We start from the raw sequence: 16,013 nt of genomic DNA on the forward strand, positions 1-16,013 counted from the left end.
TTACAATGTTATATTGGCAGTCATCGACAGAGTTAAAATGAGCTTATAACAATGGGGCCCCAACATAGAAGCTGACGAAAAGTCAGCTTACAATAATGTGCAAGTTGGGGTGGGACGACGAAATAAATTTTGCGAAAATATCATTTCTGTCCCACTCCCTTATGCATGAGTTTAACTCATGTAATTCTATTTTTAAGTACATATTACCTCTGGCTAATGTGTAAGAGCCACTACATAATAAATCATTAGTGGTTCTTTATTATTTCTATCTCACTCCCTCTTAACATTTATAAATATTAAAATGAATCGATATATTAGACAATTATTGATTAAACGTTAAAGTTAAAAGTAAGAATAATTGCAGATAGTCCAACAGGATATAGCCGATTGGATAAACAGTCTGAGAAGCGGGGCATTAAAATGACAGTACAAAGTGCATATATACATATTCCATTTTGTGTAAGAATATGTACATATTGTGATTTCAATAAATATTTTATACAGAACCAACCTGTAGATGAGTACTTAGATGCACTAATAACAGAAATGTCTACAGCAAAATATAGGAACTTAAAGACTATGTATGTAGGTGGCGGCACACCAACGGCCCTTTCTATTAATCAGTTGGAAAGATTACTTAAAGCAATACGTGATACGTTTACAATCACAGGTGAGTATACATTTGAAGCAAATCCTGATGAGTTAACTAAAGAGAAAGTCCAACTATTAGAGAAATATGGAGTAAACAGAATTTCAATGGGCGTTCAAACATTCAAGCCGGAGTTATTGTCTGTTTTAGGTAGAACGCACAATACTGAAGATATTTACACGTCGGTGTTAAATGCTAAAAACGCCGGTATTAAATCAATCAGTTTAGATTTAATGTATCATTTACCGAAACAGACGATTGAAGATTTTGAACAAAGTTTAGATCTAGCTTTAGATATGGATATTCAACATATTTCGAGTTACGGCTTAATACTTGAACCTAAAACCCAATTTTATAATATGTATAGAAAAGGTTTGCTCAAACTTCCTAATGAGGATTTAGGTGCTGACATGTATCAGTTGCTGATGTCTAAGATAGAACAATCTCCTTTCCATCAATACGAAATATCTAATTTTGCATTAGATGGCCATGAATCAGAACATAATAAGGTTTACTGGTTTAATGAGGAATATTATGGATTTGGAGCAGGTGCAAGTGGTTATGTAGATGGTGTTCGTTATACGAATATCAATCCAGTGAATCATTATATCAAAGCTATAAATAAAGAAAGTAAAGCAATTTTAGTATCAAATAAACCTTCTTTGACTGAGAGAATGGAAGAAGAAATGTTTCTTGGGTTGCGTTTAAATGAAGGTGTGAGTAGTAGAAGGTTCAAAAAGAAGTTTGACCAATCAATTGAAAGTGTCTTTGGTCAAACAATAAATAATTTAAAAGAGAAGAAATTAATTGTAGAAAAGAACGATGCGATTGCACTTACAAATCGAGGGAAAGTCATTGGTAATGAGGTTTTTGAAGCTTTCCTAATAAATGATTAAAAAAAATTGAAATTTCGAGTCTTTAACATTGACTTACTTTGACCAATTTGATAAATTATAATTAGCACTTGAGATAAGTGAGTGCTAATGAGGTGAAAACATGATTACAGATAGGCAATTGAGTATATTAAACGCAATTGTTGAGGATTATGTTGATTTTGGACAACCCGTTGGTTCTAAAACACTAATTGAGCGACATAACTTGAATGTTAGTCCTGCTACAATTAGAAATGAGATGAAACAGCTTGAAGATTTAAACTATATCGAAAAGACACATAGTTCTTCAGGGCGTTCGCCATCACAATTAGGTTTTAGGTATTATGTCAATCGTTTACTTGAACAAACATCTCATCAAAAAACAAATAAATTAAGACGATTAAATCAATTGTTAGTTGAGAATCAATATGATGTATCATCAGCATTGACATATTTTGCAGATGAATTATCAAATATATCTCAATATACAACTTTAGTTGTTCATCCTAATCATAAACAAGATATTATCAATAATGTACACTTGATTCGTGCTAATCCTAATTTAGTTATTATGGTTATCGTATTTTCATCAGGTCATGTTGAGCATGTACATCTTGCTTCAGACATACCGTTTAGTAATGACAAACTAAATACAATATCAAATTTTGTTACTAACAAACTAACTGAGTTTAATCAGAATTTACAAGATGATATTGTCTCTTTTGTTCAATCAGAGCAGGAAGAAATATTTATCAATAAATTGTTAAATACGATGAATAATCATATTTCTAATCAAAGTAATAGCATTTATATGGGGGGGAAGGTTAAACTTATTGATGCATTGAATGAAAGTAATGTATCTTCAATTCAGCCCGTTCTACAATATATAGAATCAAATAGAATTGCAGAATTATTACAAGATATATCTTCACCAAATATTAATGTAAAAATTGGTAATGAAATTGATGACAGCTTAAGTGATATTTCAATTGTAACAAGTCAATATCATTTTGATGAAACGTTAAAAGGTCAAATCGCTGTGATTGGACCTACAGCTATGCATTATCAAAATGTCATTCAATTATTAAATAGAATTTGGTAATGATGGATTAGAAAGTATTGGAGGACAGAAAATGACAAATAAAGACGAATCAGTTGAAAAAAACACTGAATCAACAGTTGAAGAAACAAACGTCAAACAAAATATTGATGATTCAGTTGAACAAGCTGAAGAAAGTAAAGGTCATTTACAAGATGAAGCAATAGAAGAAACGTCTGACGAGAATGTTATTGAAGAAATAGATCCAAAAGATCAAAAAATTAATGAACTTCAACAATTAGCAGATGAAAACGAAGAGAAATATTTAAGGCTCTACGCTGAGTTTGAAAATTATAAGCGTAGAATTCAAAAAGAAAATGAAATAAATAAAACATATCAAGCACAACGTGTGTTAACAGATATTTTACCAGCAATAGACAATATAGAACGTGCACTTCAAATTGAAGGTGATGATGAGACTTTTAAATCTCTTCAAAAAGGTGTACAAATGGTGCATGAAAGTTTGATTAACGCACTAAAAGATAATGGTCTTGAAGTTATTAAAACTGAAGGTGAAGCATTTGATCCAAATATTCACCAAGCTGTAGTTCAAGATGATAACCCTGATTTTGAATCTGGCGAAATCACTCAAGAACTACAAAAAGGATACAAGCTTAAAGATAGAGTATTAAGACCATCAATGGTCAAAGTAAACCAATAACTTAAATTTGGCGAAAAGACATTGTTTAAAATTAAATTAATTTAATGATTAAATGGAGGAATTTTATTATGAGTAAAATTATTGGTATAGACTTAGGTACAACAAATTCATGTGTAACAGTATTAGAAGGCGATGAGCCAAAAGTAATTCAAAACCCTGAAGGTTCACGTACAACACCATCTGTTGTAGCTTTCAAAAATGGAGAAACTCAAGTTGGTGAAGTAGCTAAACGTCAAGCTATTACAAACCCAAACACTGTTCAATCTATTAAACGTCATATGGGGACTGATTATAAAGTAGATATTGAAGGTAAATCATACACACCACAAGAAATCTCAGCTATGATTTTACAAAACTTAAAAAATACAGCTGAAAGCTATTTAGGTGAGAAAGTTGACAAAGCTGTAATTACAGTACCTGCATACTTTAACGATGCTGAACGTCAAGCAACTAAAGATGCTGGTAAAATTGCTGGTTTAGAAGTTGAGCGTATCATTAATGAACCAACAGCTGCAGCATTAGCATATGGTTTAGACAAAACTGATAAAGACGAAAAAGTTCTTGTTTTTGACTTAGGTGGCGGTACATTTGACGTATCTATCCTAGAATTAGGTGACGGTGTATTCGAAGTACTATCAACAGCCGGTGACAACAAACTTGGCGGTGATGATTTTGACCAAGTAATTATTGATTACCTAGTTGCAGAATTCAAAAAAGAAAATGGCGTAGACTTATCTCAAGATAAAATGGCATTACAACGTTTGAAAGATGCTGCTGAAAAAGCTAAAAAAGACTTATCAGGTGTATCACAAACTCAAATCTCATTACCATTTATCTCAGCTGGTGAAAACGGTCCATTACACTTAGAAGTAAACTTAACTCGTTCTAAATTTGAGGAATTATCAGATTCATTAATTAGAAGAACAATGGAACCTACACGCCAAGCAATGAAAGACGCTGGCTTAACAAACTCAGATATCGATGAAGTTATCTTAGTTGGTGGATCAACTCGTATTCCAGCGGTACAAGAAGCTGTCAAAAAAGAAATCGGTAAAGAACCTAACAAAGGTGTAAACCCGGACGAAGTAGTGGCTATGGGAGCTGCAATCCAAGGTGGCGTTATCACAGGTGACGTTAAAGACGTAGTATTATTAGACGTAACACCACTATCTTTAGGTATTGAAATTTTAGGTGGACGTATGAATACGTTAATTGAACGTAACACTACGATTCCTACATCTAAATCTCAAATCTATTCAACAGCAGTAGATAATCAACCATCAGTAGATGTACACGTATTACAAGGTGAACGTCCAATGGCTGCGGATAATAAAACACTTGGTAGATTCCAATTGACTGATATTCCACCAGCTGAACGTGGTAAACCTCAAATTGAAGTAACGTTTGATATCGATAAAAACGGTATTGTAAATGTAACTGCAAAAGACTTAGGTACAAATAAAGAACAAAGAATTACAATTCAATCAAGTTCTTCATTATCAGACGAAGAAATCGACCGTATGGTAAAAGATGCTGAAGTTAACGCTGAAGCAGATAAAAAACGTCGTGAAGAAGTAGACTTAAGAAACGAAGCTGACAGCCTAGTATTCCAAGTTGAAAAAACTTTAACTGATTTAGGCGAAAATATCGGTGAAGAAGATAAAAAATCTGCTGAAGAGAAAAAAGACGCTCTTAAAACTGCTTTAGAAGGTCAAGATATAGAAGATATTAAATCTAAAAAAGAAGAACTTGAAAAAGTGATTCAAGAATTATCAGCAAAAGTATATGAGCAAGCGGCTCAACAGCAACAACAAGCACAAGGTGCTAATGCTGGTCAAAACAACGATAGTACTGTAGAAGATGCTGAATTTAAAGAAGTAAAAGACGACGACAAAAAATAATTAAACAATACAATTAGAATGTTGTCATGATCTGAAAAGTCAAAGTCAATAGAACATTGGCTTTGGCTTTTTATTTGGATAGTATGACATATTACGTTAAACTATATGAGTTAATTAAGAAAAGGAGAGATAGCTGTGGCCAAAAGAGACTATTATGAAGTTTTAGGCATTAGTAAAGATGCTTCAAAAGATGAAATCAAAAAAGCGTATCGAAAGCTTTCGAAAAAATATCATCCAGATATTAACAAAGAAGAAGGTGCAGATGAAAAGTTTAAAGAAATTTCTGAAGCCTATGAAGTTTTAAGTGATGATAATAAACGCGCAAGCTATGATCAATTTGGACATGACGGGCCACAAGGTTTTGGTGGACAAGGATTCAATGGCTCTGACTTTGGCGGTTTTAGTGGCTTCGGTGGCGGCGGTTTTGAAGATATCTTTAGCTCTTTCTTCGGTGGCGGCAGACAAAGAGATCCAAATGCACCGCAAAAAGGTGATGATCTTCAGTACACAATGACATTGACATTTGAAGAAGCGGTATTTGGTACAACAAAAGAAATTTCAATCCGTAAAGATGTAACATGCGAAACATGTCATGGTGATGGTGCAAAGCCTGGAACAAGTAAAAAGACTTGTAGTTACTGTAATGGCGCTGGTCATGTAGCTGTAGAACAAAATACAATTTTAGGTAGAGTTCGCACTGAACAAGTTTGTCCTAAATGTAATGGAAGTGGTCAAGAATTTGAAGAAGCTTGTCCAACATGTCACGGAAAAGGTACTGAAAATAAAACGGTTAAATTAGAAGTGAAAGTACCTGAAGGTGTCGACAATGAACAACAAATTAGATTAGCTGGTGAAGGCTCTCCAGGCGTGAATGGAGGACCTGCTGGTGATTTATACGTAGTATTTAGAGTTAAACCATCTGAAACATTTAAACGTGATGGTGATGATATTTATTACAAATTAAATGTTAGCTTCCCACAAGCAGCTTTAGGCGATGAAATAAAAATACCAACATTAAATAATGAAGTTATGTTAACAATCCCAGCTGGTACACAAACAGGTAAGCAATTCCGCTTAAAAGAAAAGGGTATAAAAAATGTTCATGGCTATGGATACGGAGATTTATATGTTGATATTAAAGTAGTAACACCTACTAAATTAACAGATAGACAAAAAGAACTAATGAAAGAATTTGCCCAATTAAATGGTGAAGAAATTAATGATCAACCTTCGAATTTTAAAGATAGAGCAAAAAGATTCTTTAAGGGAGAATAAAGTATGAACTGGACAGAGCTTTCAATTATTATTAATCATGAAGCAGTAGAATTGGCTACCAATATACTTGAAAATCATGGATCAAATGGTGTCGTGATAGAAGATTCATATGATTTAATTAATCAACCAGAAGATAAATACGGTGAAATTTACGCTTTGAAAAAAGAGGATTATCCAGATAAGGGAGTAAGATTGAAAGCCTATTTTAATGAGTTGACTTATGATGATAAGTTGCGACAGCGAATTAAAGATGAGTTATTAAACTTAGATGAACTTGATCAACATAACGTTCAATTCAGTGAGCAAATCATTGCAGAAACGGATTGGGAAAATGAATGGAAAAACTATTTCCATCCATTCCGAGCGTCGAAGAAGTTCACAATAGTCCCTAGTTGGGAAACATATGCTAAAGAAGCGGATGAAGAGCTTTGCATTGAGCTCGATCCAGGTATGGCTTTTGGAACAGGAGATCATCCGACTACAAGTATGTGTTTGAAGGCAATAGAAACATATGTATTGCCACAGCATTCAGTAATTGATGTTGGTACTGGCTCAGGTATATTAAGTATTGCAAGTTATCTAATCGGTGTAAAACGTATTAAAGCGTTGGATATTGATGAAATGGCAGTGAGTGTAGCTAAAGAAAACTTCAGAAGAAATCATTGTGAAACGTTAATTGAAGCTGTTCCAGGTAACTTATTGAAAGACGAAACAGAAAAATTTGATATTGTAATAGCAAATATTTTAGCGCATATTATTGATGAAATGATTGATGATGCTTATAATACTCTAAATGAAGGCGGTTATTTTATTACTTCTGGTATTATAAAAGAGAAGTATGAAGGTATACAGTCACATATGGAGCGTGTAGGTTTTAAAATTATTTCAGAACAACATGACAACGGTTGGGTTTGTCTTGTTGGCCAGAAAGTGAGTGAATAATGTGCAACGTTATTTCATAGACCAAAACGCTGATGTAAGTCAGCGTTTTTTTATTACAAAAAAAGAAGATATTCATCATATAACAAATGTAATGAGATATGATGTTGGTAGTAAAATTATTTTAACTTTTAATGATCAAACAGTTTATTTATGTGAAATTGCTGATATAACAAGTGATAAAATTGCAGTTGATTTAAAAGAAAAACAAAATATTAATACAGAATTGCCAGTTGATGTTACGATTTGCAGTGGACTAATTAAAGCTGACAAATATGAGTGGTTGCTACAAAAAGCTACTGAATTGGGTGCTTCATCGTTTATAGCTGTTAGCATGGAACGTTCAATTGTTAAATTAAACGAGGCAAAAGTTGCCAAAAAGATAGAACGTTGGCAAAAAATAATTAAAGAAGCTGCTGAACAAAGCTATCGTTTAGTGATTCCATCTATTCAATTCGAGTCGAATTTAAAATTAATTTGTGATACTATTGATAATTATGACTATATTCTTATTGCACATGAAGAGGAAGCAAAAGATGGTGAGTTAAGCAATTTCAAGCAAACTTTACAACAATTCAAGGCTCAGGATAAAGTGTTGATGATTTTTGGTCCTGAGGGTGGTTTGTCAGAAAATGAAATTTCATTATTTAGTAATACTAGTACAGTTGTTGGTCTTGGACCGAGAATTTTACGGGCAGAAACTGCGCCATTGTATGCGTTAAGTGCAATAAGTTATGAAAAAGAATTAATGGGGTGAATATTTATGTCAACAGTTGCGTTTCACACATTAGGTTGTAAAGTAAACCATTATGAAACTGAAGCAATCTGGCAATTATTTAAAGAAGCAAACTATGAGCGCGTTGACTTTGAAGCGAATGCTGATGTATTTGTTATTAATACTTGTACAGTAACGAATACAGGTGATAAAAAAAGTCGTCAAATTATTAGACGTGCAATAAGACAAAATCCTGATGCTGTAATCTGTGTAACAGGTTGTTATGCGCAAACTTCATCAGCTGAAATTATGGAAATTCCTGGTGTCGATGTAGTAGTTGGTACACAAGATAGACATAAACTATTAGGTTACATTGATGAATTCCGTAAAGAACGCCAACCAATTAATGGTGTTGGAAATATCATGAAAAATCGTAAATATGAAGAATTAGATGTCCCTTATTTTACAGATAGAACACGTGCGTCATTAAAAATTCAAGAAGGTTGTAACAACTTTTGCACATTCTGTATTATTCCATGGGCTCGTGGCTTAATGCGTTCAAGAGATCCGGAAAAAGTAGTTGAACAAGCGACGCAACTAGTGAATTCAGGATATAAGGAAATTGTATTGACGGGAATTCATACAGGTGGATATGGTCAAGATTTAAAAGATTATAACTTGGCCCAATTATTACGTGATCTTGAAACGATTAATGGATTAGAACGAATTCGAATTTCTTCAATTGAAGCAAGTCAACTTACAGATGAAGTGATTGACGTTTTAGAACGTTCAACAAAAGTTGTGCGTCATTTGCATATTCCGTTACAATCTGGTTCAGATACAGTATTAAAACGTATGAGACGTAAGTATACAATGGATAGGTTTTCGGAACGATTAACAAAATTGCATAAAGCTTTACCAGACTTGGCAGTTACGAGTGATGTAATTGTTGGTTTCCCAGGTGAAACTGAAGAAGAGTTCCAAGAAACATATGATTTTATCGTAAAGCATAAGTTCTCTGAACTGCATGTTTTCCCTTATTCTCCTAGAATTGGCACGCCAGCTGCAAGAATGGATGACCAAATTGATGAAGAAATTAAAAATGAACGCGTGCATAAGTTAATTACGCTTAGCAATCAACTTGGAAAGTTATATGCGTCTAAATTTGATCAAGATGTGCTTGAAGTAATTCCTGAGGAGCAGGGTGACACAGAAGGTACATTAGTTGGATATGCAGATAATTATATGAAAGTACAATTTGAAGGTGACGAATCACTCATAGGTCAAATTGTAAAAGTTAAAATTACGCAAGCAAATTATCCATTAAATGAAGGGCAAGCAATTAAAGTTGTTGATTTCGCAACAAATAAATCTGATAGAGAAGTTTTAGTTTAAGTATTCCTTGATTCATACCATAAGGTTCCGTATTAAAGATATAGGTTTTGTAACGTTGTTTTAACAGCTTCACAATTTACTATATAAACAACTCTTCTCATTAAATAAATTATTAAGAGATTTTTAGAACAAAATCTAAAAGTCTTTGTGATTTTGATGTGAAATATGTTTCAAATAAAAAACAATTTACTAATTGACCATAAATTACAGATATATTATACTTATAAATGCATAGTTTTACTGTGCAATTGACTATAAAGTTCCGTTGATATTTGGAGGGAGGGAAATACAGATGTCTAAAACAGTAGTACGTAAAAATGAATCACTTGAAGATGCGTTACGTAGATTTAAACGTTCAGTTTCTAAAAGTGGAACAATCCAAGAAGTACGTAAACGTGAATTTTACGAAAAACCAAGCGTAAAACGTAAAAAGAAATCAGAAGCTGCACGTAAACGTAAATTCAAATAATTAATACCTCTGTTGACTCCCTCAACACGAATATTAATTATATAAAATAAACATCACAAGTTAGTGTCTGACACTAATATGTGATGTTTTTTTGTTGTCAATTTTTAATTTAAAAAAATTATATAGTTTATAAATAATCAAATTGATATTCTATAGGTTCTTATAACTATAAAGTATATTCAATTTCATGTATAATTAATGTGAGGGCGAGGTGAAATTGTGAGTTATAATAATTTTTTACAAATGACAACTATCTTGGAATCAACGGCTGGAGATACTTGGGTTGAACAAGTTAGTAATATAATTGTTCAACCTATTTTTACGTTAATATTAACCTGTTTGACATTCTTAGGATTTGCATATCAACTTTACTCTAAAAAAATCAATGCAGCTGGTATTATCGCCACATTATCATTACTTATTTTATTTTTGGGATTTCTAATCCAAGGAAATGTCAATATGCATTCTATCTTAATATTCTCAATTGGCGTTATATTAGTTGTAATTGAATTATTTGTAGTTGGTGCAGTAATTGGTATTATTGGCATGATACTGATAACTATAAGCATAACAACGCTCGGTGATAATTTGCTATTTATGCTTGCGAATGTTATCGTTGCCTTGATTTTAACGATTGTAGAATGGGTGATATTAGTGAAGATTTTCAACAGAAAGATTCCGTTTTTGGATAAAGTTATCTTAAAAGATTCAACTAATTCTGAGTCAGGTTACAATTCTCATGATAACCGCTCGCACCTCGTAGGAAAGACTGCTCAAACAGTTACAGATCTTCGACCTGCAGGGATTATTTTTTGTGAAAATGAACGTATTGATGCTGTTTCAGATGGCAACTTTATTTTACGCAATAAAACGGTAAAAATCCTTGAAGTTGAAGGAACAAGAGTAGTTGTGAGGGAAGTAGATTAATTAAAAGGAGCGATACCATGTTTAGTTTAAGTTTTATCGTAATAGCAGTTATTATAGTAGTTGCATTACTTATTTTATTCTCATTTGTACCGATTGGTTTATGGATTTCAGCGTTAGCAGCTGGCGTTCATGTTGGTATAGGTACATTGGTTGGTATGCGTTTACGTCGTGTATCTCCAAGAAAAGTTATAGCGCCATTAATTAAAGCGCATAAAGCAGGACTAGCATTAACAACAAACCAATTAGAATCGCATTATCTAGCAGGAGGAAATGTTGACAGAGTTGTTGACGCTAATATTGCTGCACAACGTGCTGACATTGACCTTCCTTTCGAACGTGCAGCTGCTATTGACCTAGCAGGACGTGACGTATTAGAAGCGGTTCAAATGTCTGTTAATCCTAAAGTCATTGAAACTCCATTTATCGCAGGTGTAGCAATGAATGGTATTGAAGTGAAAGCCAAAGCTCGTATCACAGTTAGAGCTAATATTGCTCGACTTGTTGGTGGTGCTGGTGAAGAAACAATCATCGCACGTGTTGGTGAAGGTATCGTTTCAACAATTGGTTCTAGTAAGCATCATACAGAAGTACTTGAAAACCCAGATAATATTTCTAAAACAGTATTAAGCAAAGGTTTAGATTCAGGTACTGCATTTGAAATTTTATCAATTGATATTGCTGACGTTGATATTAGTAAAAATATTGGTGCAGACTTACAAACTGAACAAGCATTAGCAGACAAAAATATTGCACAAGCAAAAGCTGAAGAACGTAGAGCTATGGCTGTAGCAACTGAGCAAGAAATGAAAGCGCGTGTACAAGAAATGCATGCTAAAGTAGTTGAAGCCGAATCTGAAGTACCATTAGCTATGGCTGAAGCATTACGTTCAGGTAATATCAGTGTTAAAGATTATTATAATTTGAAAAATATCGAAGCTGATACAGGCATGAGAAATGCAATTAATAAACGAACTGATCAAAGTGATGATGAGTCACCTGAACATTAAGTCGAGAGGTGATTAAATGAGTGTCGGTATTCTAATTTTTGTCATATCAGTGATCATTTCTATCATTACTACTATGCGCGAAAATAGTCATAAAGATAGACAAAATCAAAAGCCACCTCAAAAAACATCTACCGATAATGAACCAAAAAAAGGTGGCTTTTTTGAAGAAATTGAGCGAACGTTTAAAGAAATAAGTGAAGAATTAAATGAAGAAGAAAAGAAATCATCGAAACGAAAATACGATGATACGTTACCACCTTTATTCGATGAACTTCCAAAGGAAGAGCCTAAATCGAAACCTGTTGTAGAACCTATGGCACCTAAAAAACAACAAGAAACAAAACCGATGACAGAGAAACCAATTACAGTGCCTAAAGCAGAACCGGTGGAGCAGAAACATAGACCTTCTAGACAAGATAATTCTGACGAAATTAGACGTCAATTAGAAAAATCACTTAGAGATGATATTAAAACGATTCGTACTGACATTGATAGAGAAAAAGAAAAGCAAATTGCTAAAATGGAAAAACGTGCTAGAGATATTATTGAGGATAAATACTTATCTGAACGTACAAAACGTTTGAAATTAAAGCAGTTGTTTAATTCTCAAAATGTCGAAAAAGATTTGACTAAATCAGCGTTCCAATTTGATAAAGATGAAGTAATCAATGGTATGATATGGTCAGAAATTTTAGCTAAACCAAAACAATTATAAAATTTTTGAAAACAAGCACTATCGTAATGGTAGTTGCTTGTTTTTTTACGTTAAGAAAAATTGAAAATCAAAGAGAATCTTTCGAGAAATATGAGTTGTTTAAATTACAACAAAAAATTGATTAGTCTAAAATTGAATCTGTTTTTATGACAAGGTGAAAAGTATAAATGATTATTTTAAATTAAAGAAAAATCAGTAAGTCAATGCAAAGATGTTTAAATCAATCAATTGCATGATATAATTAAGTAGATATTAAAGCATCATAGAATGAATATAAATGATATATGAAAAGGAGCGCGTGTATGCCTGGAATTATACAAATAGACGATATGAACCAATCTCAAGCTTTAATTGGAAATAATGATGAACATTTAAAAGCAATTGAAGAGAGTTTCGATGTTGTCATCCATGCAAGAGGACAAGAAGTTGCCGTTAAAGGTACAAAAATAGAAAACGTAGAAAAAGCGGAATCAGTATTAATCAATTTGCTGAAGGTTATTGATTTAGGTAATAATATTACAATTAAAGATGTTGAAGCAGCTATTAAAATGGCGCATAATAACACAATTCAACATCTGTTAGATTTATATGATGAAGAGATAACTAAAGATGCATTTGGTAAGACGATTCGTGCGAAAACGATGGGGCAACGTATATATGTTAATGCCATGAAAAATAATGATTTAGTATTTGGTATAGGTCCTGCTGGTACAGGTAAGACATTCTTAGCTGTAGTTTATGCAGCAAAGCAACTCCGTAAAGGTACTGTTAAACGTATTGTATTAACAAGACCTGCTGTTGAAGCAGGAGAGTCACTTGGATTTTTACCAGGAGATTTGAAAGAAAAGGTAGATCCATATTTAAGACCTTTATATGATGGTCTATATACTGTTCTTGGGCGTGAACAAACAGAGCGATTTATTGAAAGAGGCATTATCGAAATAGCGCCACTTGCATATATGCGCGGACGAACATTAGAAGATGCATTTGTAATTCTTGATGAGGCGCAGAATACGACACATGCGCAAATGAAAATGTTTTTAACAAGACTAGGTTTTGGCTCAAAAATGGTAGTTACTGGTGACCAAACTCAAATCGATTTACCTAAAGGTGTTAAAAGTGGACTTAAGGAAGCGGTCAGTAGGTTACACAACGTTAAAGGTATAAGTATATTGAAATTAGATCAGAGCGATGTAGTAAGACATCCATTGGTAAGTAAAATCATTGAACATTATGAAGGAGAGAATTAAATGTTTACGATAGATTTTAGCGATCACACAGGCTTAGTTAAAGATGCTTGGTATAAACAAATTGAAGATTTATTAGAATTTGCTAAAAAAGAAGAGCATATAGAAGACGATGCTGAGCTTTCTGTTACATTTGTAGATAAACAAGAAATACAAGAAATTAATCGAACATATAGAGATAAAGATAAAGTTACAGATGTAATCTCATTTGCTTTAGAAGAGGATGAGCCAGATATTGATTTTAGTGGTCTTGATATACCACGTGTTTTAGGGGATATAATTATCTGTACGGATGTAGCGCAAGAACAAGCAAACAATTACGGACATTCTTTTGAACGAGAATTAGGATTTTTAGCATTACATGGATTTTTGCATCTATTAGGTTATGATCATATGACTGAAGCGGATGAAAAGGAAATGTTTGGTCGACAAGATACAATATTAAACGCATATGGATTAACACGAGACTAATTATGAAAAGGTTTAAATATGCACTTGATGGGCTGAAAATCTTAATTCAAAAAGACTATAAATTTCTTTTACATGTGTTTGCAATGATTGTTGCTATTGTCTTTGGTCTCGTACTAAATATTAATCGGATTGAGTGGATATTTATACTCATTGCTATTGCATTAGTTCTCACTGTTGAAGCTTTAAACACTGCTATTGAATATGTTGTAGATTTAGTGACCGTTGAATATCATGATTTAGCTAAATACGCTAAAGATATAGCGGCTTTTAGTGTACTTATAGTTTCAATATTAGCATTTATTATAGGTTTAATAGTATTTTTACCACATTTTATAGCGTTATTTTAGGGAGGCATATATGAGTTATCAACCTCATTATTTTCAAGAAGTTAGAAAAGCACAACAAGAATCATATTCGCCATACAGTCATTTTAAAGTAGGGGCTTATTTAAAAACGAAAGACGGTAGAACTTTTTATGGTACCAATGTAGAAAATGCTTCTTATCCATTATCGATATGTGCTGAACGAGCTAGTTTGGTATCGGCAATTTCTCAAGGATACAGACCAGGTGATTTTGAATCAATAACTGTAACCGTAGATGCAGATAAACCGTCATCACCTTGTGGTGCATGTCGTCAAGTTTTGAAGGAATTATGTGATGATGATATGCCTGTGTATATGACAAATCATAAAGGAGATATGGTTATGATGACAGTCGCAGAGTTACTACCATTTGGATTTTCAGGAAAGGATTTAGAATAAATGACAGAACATAAATCAGGATTTGTTTCAATTATAGGTAGACCAAATGTAGGGAAGTCAACATTTGTTAATAGAGTGATTGGCCATAAAATAGCAATCATGTCCGATAAAGCTCAAACAACTAGAAATAAAATTCAAGGTGTAATGACAAGAGATGATGCGCAAATTATATTCATTGATACGCCAGGTATTCATAAACCTAAACACAAATTAGGTGACTATATGATGAAAGTCGCTAAAAATACATTATCTGAGATAGATGCAATCATGTTTATGGTTAATGCCAATGAGGAAATTGGACGAGGCGATGAATATATTATAGAAATGTTGAAAAATGTTAAGACACCAGTATTTTTAGTATTAAATAAAATAGATTTAGTGCATCCAGATGAATTAATGCCAAAGATTGAAGAATATCAAAGTTATATGGACTTTACAGAGATTGTACCTATTTCAGCATTAGAAGGGCTAAATGTAGATCATTTTATTGATGTATTAAAGACGTATTTACCCGAAGGACCAAAATATTATCCAGATGATCAAATTTCAGACCATCCTGAACAATTTGTAGTGGGTGAAATCATTCGTGAAAAAATCCTTCATCTTACAAGTGAAGAAATCCCTCATGCGATTGGTGTTAATGTGGACCGTATGGTTAAAGAAAGCGAAGATCGTGTTCATATCGAAGCAACTATATATGTTGAAAGAGATTCGCAAAAAGGAATTGTCATTGGAAAAGGCGGTAAAAAGTTAAAAGAAGTAGGAAAACGTGCGAGACGTGATATAGAAATGCTTCTAGGCTCTAAAGTTTACTTGGAATTATGGGTCAAAGTTCAAAGAGACTGGCGAAACAAAGTTAACTTTATTCGCCAAATTGGTTATGTTGAAGACCAAGATTAATCTTAAAAG

17 protein-coding genes are annotated in these 16,013 nt (G+C 33.0%); all 17 read left to right on the forward strand.

The genetic code is table 11. From position 1 onward, the window contains the following. Nucleotides 1–420 precede the first annotated feature (420 nt). The 17 genes from hemW to era all read left to right on the forward strand — a co-directional run bounded on the left by hemW (nt 421) and on the right by era (nt 16,004). Nucleotides 421–1,545, forward strand: a complete 1,125-nt coding sequence (gene hemW, locus NST10_RS02225; RefSeq protein WP_000218102.1) for a radical SAM family heme chaperone HemW — start codon at nt 421–423, stop codon at nt 1,543–1,545. Nucleotides 1,546–1,645: 100 nt separating this feature from the next. Continuing rightward, nucleotides 1,646–2,623: a heat-inducible transcriptional repressor HrcA gene (hrcA, locus tag NST10_RS02230; protein ID WP_339210949.1), complete on the forward strand. Its 978-nt coding sequence runs from the start codon at nt 1,646–1,648 to the stop codon at nt 2,621–2,623. A gap of 31 nt (nt 2,624–2,654) precedes the next feature. After that, the gene (gene grpE / locus NST10_RS02235; RefSeq protein ID WP_000182215.1) at nt 2,655–3,281 is read left to right on the forward strand and encodes a nucleotide exchange factor GrpE; all 627 of its coding nucleotides are present in this window, start codon (nt 2,655–2,657) and stop codon (nt 3,279–3,281) included. A 68-nt stretch (nt 3,282–3,349) separates the two neighbouring features. Then, nucleotides 3,350–5,182: a molecular chaperone DnaK gene (dnaK, locus tag NST10_RS02240; protein ID WP_000034716.1), complete on the forward strand. Its 1,833-nt coding sequence runs from the start codon at nt 3,350–3,352 to the stop codon at nt 5,180–5,182. A 135-nt stretch (nt 5,183–5,317) separates the two neighbouring features. Then, nucleotides 5,318–6,457, forward strand: coding sequence for a molecular chaperone DnaJ (gene dnaJ / locus NST10_RS02245; protein WP_001119020.1), 1,140 nt, complete (start codon nt 5,318–5,320; stop codon nt 6,455–6,457). Nucleotides 6,458–6,460: 3 nt separating this feature from the next. Then, entirely contained in the window at nt 6,461–7,399 is a 939-nt protein-coding gene (prmA, locus tag NST10_RS02250; protein WP_001104621.1) for a 50S ribosomal protein L11 methyltransferase, read from the forward strand. Nucleotide 7,400: 1 nt separating this feature from the next. Then, on the forward strand, nt 7,401–8,153 hold the full coding sequence (locus tag NST10_RS02255) for a 16S rRNA (uracil(1498)-N(3))-methyltransferase (protein ID WP_001190115.1): 753 nt from the start codon (nt 7,401–7,403) through the stop codon (nt 8,151–8,153). Between the two features lie 6 nt (nt 8,154–8,159). Next, complete coding sequence (gene mtaB, locus NST10_RS02260) at nt 8,160–9,506, forward strand: tRNA (N(6)-L-threonylcarbamoyladenosine(37)-C(2))-methylthiotransferase MtaB (protein WP_000108671.1); 1,347 nt, start codon at nt 8,160–8,162, stop codon at nt 9,504–9,506. 292 nt (nt 9,507–9,798) lie between these two features. Continuing rightward, on the forward strand, nt 9,799–9,975 hold the full coding sequence (rpsU, locus tag NST10_RS02265; protein WP_000048060.1) for a 30S ribosomal protein S21: 177 nt from the start codon (nt 9,799–9,801) through the stop codon (nt 9,973–9,975). Nucleotides 9,976–10,218: 243 nt separating this feature from the next. Continuing rightward, nucleotides 10,219–10,902, forward strand: coding sequence for an NfeD family protein (locus NST10_RS02270; protein WP_339210962.1), 684 nt, complete (start codon nt 10,219–10,221; stop codon nt 10,900–10,902). Nucleotides 10,903–10,919: 17 nt separating this feature from the next. Next, nucleotides 10,920–11,909: a flotillin-like protein FloA gene (gene floA / locus NST10_RS02275; protein WP_000492114.1), complete on the forward strand. Its 990-nt coding sequence runs from the start codon at nt 10,920–10,922 to the stop codon at nt 11,907–11,909. Between the two features lie 16 nt (nt 11,910–11,925). Beyond that, complete coding sequence (locus tag NST10_RS02280; RefSeq protein ID WP_104430507.1) at nt 11,926–12,624, forward strand: iron transporter; 699 nt, start codon at nt 11,926–11,928, stop codon at nt 12,622–12,624. A 302-nt stretch (nt 12,625–12,926) separates the two neighbouring features. After that, entirely contained in the window at nt 12,927–13,874 is a 948-nt protein-coding gene (locus NST10_RS02285; RefSeq protein WP_001117769.1) for a PhoH family protein, read from the forward strand. Next, on the forward strand, nt 13,875–14,342 hold the full coding sequence (ybeY, locus tag NST10_RS02290; RefSeq protein ID WP_000494130.1) for an rRNA maturation RNase YbeY: 468 nt from the start codon (nt 13,875–13,877) through the stop codon (nt 14,340–14,342). A 2-nt stretch (nt 14,343–14,344) separates the two neighbouring features. Then, nucleotides 14,345–14,689 (forward strand): diacylglycerol kinase, encoded by a 345-nt coding sequence (locus tag NST10_RS02295; protein WP_000819532.1) that lies wholly within the window; start codon nt 14,345–14,347, stop codon nt 14,687–14,689. A gap of 10 nt (nt 14,690–14,699) precedes the next feature. Further along, entirely contained in the window at nt 14,700–15,104 is a 405-nt protein-coding gene (cdd, locus tag NST10_RS02300) for a cytidine deaminase (protein ID WP_000121871.1), read from the forward strand. Beyond that, nucleotides 15,105–16,004 carry a GTPase Era gene (era, locus tag NST10_RS02305; RefSeq protein WP_000134765.1) on the forward strand — a complete coding sequence of 300 codons (900 nt, stop codon included), beginning with the start codon at nt 15,105–15,107 and terminating at the stop codon, nt 16,002–16,004. Nucleotides 16,005–16,013: the final 9 nt, after the last annotated feature.

It is taken from the genome of Staphylococcus sp. FSL W8-0305 (assembly GCF_037966415.1).
Classification (GTDB): domain Bacteria; phylum Bacillota; class Bacilli; order Staphylococcales; family Staphylococcaceae; genus Staphylococcus; species Staphylococcus aureus.

What these genes read in the sequence shown, in the direction of transcription:
- hemW (WP_000218102.1), top strand. Translation starts at nt 421, where the DNA reads ATGACAGTACAAAGTGCATATATACATATTCCATTTTGTGTAAGAATA.
- floA (WP_000492114.1), top strand. Translation starts at nt 10,920, where the DNA reads ATGTTTAGTTTAAGTTTTATCGTAATAGCAGTTATTATAGTAGTTGCA.
- prmA (WP_001104621.1), top strand. Translation starts at nt 6,461, where the DNA reads ATGAACTGGACAGAGCTTTCAATTATTATTAATCATGAAGCAGTAGAA.
- NST10_RS02280 (WP_104430507.1), top strand. Translation starts at nt 11,926, where the DNA reads ATGAGTGTCGGTATTCTAATTTTTGTCATATCAGTGATCATTTCTATC.
- rpsU (WP_000048060.1), top strand. Translation starts at nt 9,799, where the DNA reads ATGTCTAAAACAGTAGTACGTAAAAATGAATCACTTGAAGATGCGTTA.
- NST10_RS02295 (WP_000819532.1), top strand. Translation starts at nt 14,345, where the DNA reads ATGAAAAGGTTTAAATATGCACTTGATGGGCTGAAAATCTTAATTCAA.
- NST10_RS02285 (WP_001117769.1), top strand. Translation starts at nt 12,927, where the DNA reads ATGCCTGGAATTATACAAATAGACGATATGAACCAATCTCAAGCTTTA.
- NST10_RS02270 (WP_339210962.1), top strand. Translation starts at nt 10,219, where the DNA reads ATGACAACTATCTTGGAATCAACGGCTGGAGATACTTGGGTTGAACAA.
- dnaK (WP_000034716.1), top strand. Translation starts at nt 3,350, where the DNA reads ATGAGTAAAATTATTGGTATAGACTTAGGTACAACAAATTCATGTGTA.
- cdd (WP_000121871.1), top strand. Translation starts at nt 14,700, where the DNA reads ATGAGTTATCAACCTCATTATTTTCAAGAAGTTAGAAAAGCACAACAA.
- grpE (WP_000182215.1), top strand. Translation starts at nt 2,655, where the DNA reads ATGACAAATAAAGACGAATCAGTTGAAAAAAACACTGAATCAACAGTT.
- ybeY (WP_000494130.1), top strand. Translation starts at nt 13,875, where the DNA reads ATGTTTACGATAGATTTTAGCGATCACACAGGCTTAGTTAAAGATGCT.
- era (WP_000134765.1), top strand. Translation starts at nt 15,105, where the DNA reads ATGACAGAACATAAATCAGGATTTGTTTCAATTATAGGTAGACCAAAT.
- mtaB (WP_000108671.1), top strand. Translation starts at nt 8,160, where the DNA reads ATGTCAACAGTTGCGTTTCACACATTAGGTTGTAAAGTAAACCATTAT.
- hrcA (WP_339210949.1), top strand. Translation starts at nt 1,646, where the DNA reads ATGATTACAGATAGGCAATTGAGTATATTAAACGCAATTGTTGAGGAT.